The organism is Exiguobacterium sp. A1_3_1 (genome assembly GCF_048985645.1).
Lineage (GTDB): Bacteria > Bacillota > Bacilli > Exiguobacteriales > Exiguobacteriaceae > Exiguobacterium_A > Exiguobacterium_A indicum.
Genome location: NZ_WBYY01000295.1, coordinates 1 through 1,608, shown reverse-complemented (window position 1 = coordinate 1,608; position 1,608 = coordinate 1). Strand labels below are relative to the sequence as shown.

Below are 1,608 nucleotides of genomic sequence, written 5' to 3'. Positions count from 1 at the left end.
AAATGCAACATAAAAAGGGCCCCCTAATATTTTTTACTCATTGGATTTTTTGTAGGCATTAACCAAAGAATTTCTCAAAGAAACTACTGAATGACTTTTTCTCTTTCGGAGGCTGTTCACGTGTTGGCCGTTCGTTTCGCGTAGGTGACGTCTGTTCGTTCATGAGCAGTGCATCCTGTTCATGTCCGTGCGCTACGGCTTCCTTCTCTTCCGCCCGGTCGAAACCTGATTTCGATACGGCGCTTCTTGAGAGCACATAACGTAACATACCGGCTGCGACGGCATACTTCGGATGACGAATACCAAGACTAGCAGGTTGATAGACATTGACGCTCTGCTTGAAGATTCGTTTTCCGAGCTGATCGATTCCCGGTAATGAAGAACTTCCCCCACATAAGATTAAGCCACTATTCATGTGAGCGTATCCTGCTTGCGTCATTCGTTTTTGAATCATCTCGAAGATTTCCTCAAGTCGTGCTTCTAAAACGAATCCAATCTCTGATTGTGGTTCGAAACGATGTTCGCCGTTGATCGTGACGTAGGAAACTTTCTCTTCCGGATCCCCGAGTGCTTCAAGCGCAACACCATATTCTTCTTTAGCAAGTTTCGCGTCTTGATATTTACAATTCATCTTGTACGTCAAATCACGTGTCAGATGATCACCACCGTATGGCAACGTCGTCGAGTAGACGAGATCATTCTTTTCGTAGATGGAAAGTGTCGTCGTCTCATGACCGATATCGATGATTCCGACACCGAGTTCGAGTTCATCAATCGATGCTGCGATTCTAGATACCGCTAAACTCTCCAGCACATATCCAGCAAGCTCTAAACCAGCCCGTTCAATGGAACGTTTAATGCTATGTAGGATCGTCTTCGCTCCGATGATGAGCTTCCCTGTTACTTCGAGACGATAACCGATCATTCCTCTCGGATCAGTGATTTCTGTTTGCTGATCGACCGTAAAGGTCTTCGGCAAGACATCGACGACACTGAGTTCGTTCGGAATTCGCATGACCATCGCAGAATGCAGAACGTCTTTCACGTCATCATCCGTGATTTCATTGTCCTCACCTTTGATCGATGTCATCCCTTGGCAATCCTTCACTTGAATGTGTTCACCGGAAATAGCGACATATACTTCACCAATTGGTTCACCAAGTGTACGTTCCACTTCCGTAACCGCTTGTTTAATGGCTTGTACCGTTTGATCGATGTCAACGATGACACCTCGTTTAACACCCGCGGATGGTGCAGAACCTTCAGCAAGAACGTTCAGCGTTCCACCAAGTAGTTCACCGACGATGAGTTTCACCTCCGATGTCCCAATGTCGAGCGCGGCAATCGTACCTTTCGTTTCCATGGGAGTGACACCTCCACTTTCATAATACTAATCCTTTTTATTCCTAATTATATTCTAGGAATGAGTCAGGCTTCTTCTCGTTTAAGTCTACACTATATAAATACTTACGAAAAGAAGTTATTGCCCGTCTTAGCGTTCGAATAGATTACGATTTGATGACGATTCGAACAAAGGTCGACGAATGAAAACACACGTTTGTTTTTTTATTCGTCAGCCCCTGTCTCTTATACACATCTCCGAGCCCA

At 45.1% G+C, this 1,608-nt stretch carries 1 protein-coding gene; it reads right to left on the bottom strand.

Annotated features, from left to right (window positions below; genetic code table 11):
* Positions 1-58: 58 nt before the first annotated feature.
* A complete protein-coding gene (gene ftsA / locus F8N00_RS17870) occupies positions 59-1,363 on the bottom strand; it encodes a cell division protein FtsA (RefSeq protein ID WP_023468801.1) in 1,305 nt (434 codons plus the stop codon).
* Positions 1,364-1,608: the final 245 nt, after the last annotated feature.